Below are 3,975 nucleotides of genomic sequence, written 5' to 3' on the forward strand. Positions count from 1 at the left end.
GCACGGGCCGCGGCGGCGATCACACCGGGCAGGCTGATGTGGCCGCCGCGGACCGGCGCGCCCGCGGGAGTGTGCGTTCAGCAGCTGCTGGTCCAGATGTGCGAGTCTCCCCGGTCGTTGGCTGCCGCGTTGTACGGCACCTCCTGCCCGGGGCTCAGGCAGATGGTGACACCGCCGCCCTGCCAGGCACTGGCGTACACCTTGACGTGGTCCTTGATGCCCGGGCCCGAGATGCCGTGGTTGGCCCACGAGCTGTCCTCGTCCGCGATGTTGCTCTCCCACCAGCCGTCGTCGCCGGTCCAACCCACCGACAGGCCGCCGTAGTTGGCGTCGGTGTAGGCGCAGAAGCTCCCCTGGCCGCAGGGTGCGGCGGCCTGGGCCGTGCCCGGTACGACGGCCAGGGCGGTGCCGGCGGCGAGGAACAGTCCGGCCGCGGTGATGAAGGTCTTGCGCATGATGTCGATCCCTTCGATGTGGTGTTGGTGAGGTGACAGGAAAGAGCCTCAGAGGCCGTGCCGCGCGGAGTACCGCAGCCCGTGGTCCCGCAGCCGCCGGTGCTCGGCGATCACGTCGGCGTACTCGGCGCGCAGCTCGGCGGCGTACCGCTTCTCCAGCCGGGCACCGGTCCGGGCGAGGTCCGTGCGCCGCACGCACCGTGCCTCGGCCACGGCGAACCGCTGTTGCAGGGCGGTCGCTTCCCGTGGAGTGAGGCCACGGGCCCGGCGCTGCCACGCACTGCGCAGCTCCCCGGGGCTGTCGGCCTGCTGTACGGGGGCGACACAGCGCGACCAGCGGGCGAGCGCGGCCCGGTGGACGGGGTCCTGGGTCACCCGCCGGTGAGCGGCGGCAGCGAGGTTGTTGACCGTGACCTCGGTGCGGAACCAGCGGTCCAGGTCGCCGTAGAGGGCCCGCTGTGCCTCGGCCAGACAACCGTCGCTGTTCGCCTGGACGACCAGTCCGGTGGCCGTGCGGGTGGACAGCTCACGGTGCCCGGTGCCGAACAGGGCGTCGGACAGGCGCTGTTGCTCCTTGGAAGCGCCGGCCTCCTGCTGCCGCGAGCTCCGCTCCACCGGGATGCCGAACCCGTGCCGGGCCGCCCAGCCGGGATCGTCGATCCCGTACGGGAACTCCCGCCGCGGAGCGGCTCCCCGGCCCTGCCCGTCGCCGCCGTCGGCACGCGCCGTTACCTGGCGCTCCGTCAGACACCGTCGCACAAGCGTGGATTCGGCGCTCTTCAGCAGATCGTCCTGCGCGCGGACGGACCGCGGTACGGAACCCGGTGCGCTCCCGTCGCCGCCGTCCGAGCAGCCGCCCACCAGGGTGGCCGCACACACGGACAGCGCCACTGCGGAGACAAACCTCGAAGCCCGCACCGCGGACACCCCCGTCCTTCGCCCGCCCGTAAAACCGCGGCGGGCTCAGCCGTTCCGACTCCTCGTCGGCTCGCCATCCAGTACAGGGGAGGGCGGGACGGCTGTGATCCTCGGAAGTCATAGGGCGGGTCGTGCGGGCGATGCGTGATTGACGCCCCCGCGCCCCCTGCCTACCGTCGCCCCAACACGTCTGAACAGGCAGGTCGACGATGACAGACTCCTCGGGATCCCCCGACAGCAGATCCACCGCCCGGCAGCTCCAGGTGGAGACCCATGGGCTGGACGTGATCGGCGACGCAGAACGCAAGGGCACCCCGCGGACGCTGTTCTGGCCGTGGTTCGGCGCCAACGTGTCCATCCTCGGCCTGAGTTACGGCTCCTTCGCGCTGGGCTTCGGGATCTCCTTCTGGCAGGCGCTGGTGGCCGGCGTGATCGGGATCGTCTTCTCGTTCCTGCTGTGCGGCTTCGTCGCGGTCGCCGGCAAGCGGGGCTCCGCGCCGACGATGGTGCTCGGCCGTGCCGCCTACGGGGTGCGCGGCAACCGCCTTCCGTCGGTGGTCTCCTGGGTGCTCACCGTCGGCTGGGAGACCGTACTGTGCGCCCTCGCCACCCTGGCCACGGCGACCGTCTTCGGACGGCTCGGCTGGGGCGGCGGCACCAAGACCCAGGTGATCGCCCTGATCGTGGTCGCGGGGCTCACCGTCGTCGGCGGGGTGATGGGCTTCGACCTGATCATGCGGCTCCAGACCGTGATCACCGTGGTGACGGGCGTACTGACCGTCGTCTACGTCGGGCTGGTCGCCGACCACATCCACTGGAGCTCCGTGAGTGCCCTCCCGGCGGGCTCCGCCCAGGAGTTCATCGGCGCGCTGGTCTTCATGATGACCGGCTTCGGTCTCGGCTGGGTCAACGCCGCCGCCGACTACTCCCGCTATCTGCCCCGCACTTCGTCGAGCCGGGCCGTGGTCGGCTGGACCACCTTCGGCGCGTCCGTGGCCCCGCTGCTCCTGCTGGTCTTCGGGCTGCTGCTGGCCGGGTCGTCCACCGAGCTCAGTCAGGCCGTCGCCGCCGACCCGATCGGCGCGCTCACCACCATCCTGCCCACCTGGTTCCTGGTGCCCTTCGCCGTCGTCGCGGTGCTCGGCCTGGTCGGCGGCGCGGTCCTCGACATCTACTCCTCGGGTCTCGCCCTGCTCTCGGCGGGCCTCAGGATCCCGCGCCCGCTGGCGGCGCTCGTCGACGGTGTCCTGATGATCGCGGGCTCGATCTACATCGTGTTCTTCGCCGACGACTTCCTGGGCCAGTTCATGGGCTTCCTCACCACCCTCGGCGTTCCCATCGCCGCCTGGTGCGGCATCATGCTCGCCGACCTCTCCCTGCGCCGCCGTGACTACGACGAGGCCGACCTCTACCGTCCGAGCGGCCGCTACGGCGACGTGCCGCCCACCCCGCTGATCCTGACGGTTCTCGCCACCGCCCTCGGCTGGGGGCTGGTCACCAACTCGGCCGCGAGCTGGCTGGACTGGCAGGGCTATCTCCTCGACCCCTTCGGTCTCGGTGGCAAGTCCGGCGCCTGGGCCTACGCCAACCTCGGGGTCCTGGCCGCCCTGGCCCTCGGCTTCCTCGGCACGCTGGCCTTCGGCCGCGGGCGGGTCCGCGCACAGGAGGGCGCCGTATGACGACCGGTGTGCTGGCCGTCATCGACATGCAGCGCGTGTTCGCCGAGCCCGGCAGTCCCTGGGCCACCCCTCGTTTCGCCGAGGCTGCGGCAGGCGTACGGCGGCTGCTGCCGGCCTTCGCCGAACGGGTCACGTTCACCCGCTTCGTGGCCCCCGACCGGCCCACCGGCGCCTGGCGGGCGTACTACGCGCGGTGGGCCTTCGCCCTGCAGCCGCCGGACGCCCCGCTGTGGCGGCTCACCGACGAGTTCGCCGACCGGGCACCGCACATCATGGACGCGACCACCTTCGGCAAGTGGACCCCCGAACTCGCCACCCGGGTCGGCCCCGAGGGCCGCCTGGTCCTGGCCGGTGTCAGCACCGACTGCTGCGTCCTGTCCACGGCCCTCGCCGCCGTCGACGCGGGCGTCGAGACCCTGGTGGTGTCCGATGCCTGCGCGGGCGTCGACGACGACTCCCATGCCAGGGCGCTGGACGTGATGGCGCTGTACGGGCCGCTGGTCCGGGTCGTCACCGTGGATCAACTGATCAGAAACTGAAGGCACTTGGCGATATCCGGTTGGTACCGGGCAGCGCCCGGCCGTGTTGAATCGCTCGTAGCGCATCGCGAACGGACGGCTCCCACACGCCAGGAGGCATCGTGGCCGCCGCACCCGAGACCGGCCGGGAGATCATCGAACGGGCCGTGGCCCTCAGGCCCGCGCTCGCAGGCCAGGCGGAGACCCCTTCGGCCTCGGCACCCAGCATGTACGAGCCTCTCCTGCGGCGGGTCGGCTGCGACACGCTCGGTCTGCCCTCGGAGCACATCGCGCTGATTCCCTGACGTCCCGAACGCATGCTCTGGGCACGCTCGGGTACGCGAGCAGCACCGCGCCCCGGGCGATCATGTCCGCGGGCGGGCCGCACGACCGCCGCTACCAGGG

At 71.8% G+C, this 3,975-nt stretch carries 5 protein-coding genes; 3 read left to right on the top strand and 2 right to left on the bottom strand.

Annotated features, from left to right (window positions below; genetic code table 11):
* Positions 1 to 77: 77 nt before the first annotated feature.
* Positions 78 to 455 carry a peptidase inhibitor family I36 protein gene (locus JF597_RS01575; RefSeq protein WP_069758731.1) on the bottom strand — a complete coding sequence of 126 codons (378 nt, stop codon included), beginning with the start codon at positions 453 to 455 and terminating at the stop codon, positions 78 to 80.
* 48 nt (positions 456 to 503) lie between these two features.
* Positions 504 to 1,346, bottom strand: coding sequence for a hypothetical protein (locus JF597_RS01580; RefSeq protein WP_293987527.1), 843 nt, complete (start codon positions 1,344 to 1,346; stop codon positions 504 to 506).
* A 236-nt stretch (positions 1,347 to 1,582) separates the two neighbouring features.
* On the opposite strand from JF597_RS01580, the gene JF597_RS01585 reads away from it, so the two are divergent.
* From JF597_RS01585 to JF597_RS01595, 3 genes are all read left to right on the top strand, one after another.
* Positions 1,583 to 3,052 carry a cytosine permease gene (locus JF597_RS01585; RefSeq protein ID WP_293987529.1) on the top strand — a complete coding sequence of 490 codons (1,470 nt, stop codon included), beginning with the start codon at positions 1,583 to 1,585 and terminating at the stop codon, positions 3,050 to 3,052.
* Positions 3,049 to 3,591, top strand: a complete 543-nt coding sequence (locus tag JF597_RS01590) for a cysteine hydrolase (RefSeq protein ID WP_293987531.1) — start codon at positions 3,049 to 3,051, stop codon at positions 3,589 to 3,591. The genes JF597_RS01585 and JF597_RS01590 overlap by 4 nt, the downstream gene beginning before the upstream one ends.
* A 101-nt stretch (positions 3,592 to 3,692) precedes the next feature.
* Positions 3,693 to 3,875: a hypothetical protein gene (locus JF597_RS01595; RefSeq protein ID WP_293987533.1), complete on the top strand. Its 183-nt coding sequence runs from the start codon at positions 3,693 to 3,695 to the stop codon at positions 3,873 to 3,875.
* Positions 3,876 to 3,975: the final 100 nt, after the last annotated feature.

Origin of the sequence: Streptomyces sp. (assembly GCF_019510245.1) — a bacterium.
GTDB lineage: Bacteria > Actinomycetota > Actinomycetes > Streptomycetales > Streptomycetaceae > Streptomyces.

Coding starts and splice junctions, on each gene's coding strand:
- JF597_RS01575 (WP_069758731.1), bottom strand. CDS start 455: ATGCGCAAGACCTTCATCACCGCGGCCGGACTGTTCCTCGCCGCCGGC.
- JF597_RS01585 (WP_293987529.1), top strand. CDS start 1,583: ATGACAGACTCCTCGGGATCCCCCGACAGCAGATCCACCGCCCGGCAG.
- JF597_RS01590 (WP_293987531.1), top strand. CDS start 3,049: ATGACGACCGGTGTGCTGGCCGTCATCGACATGCAGCGCGTGTTCGCC.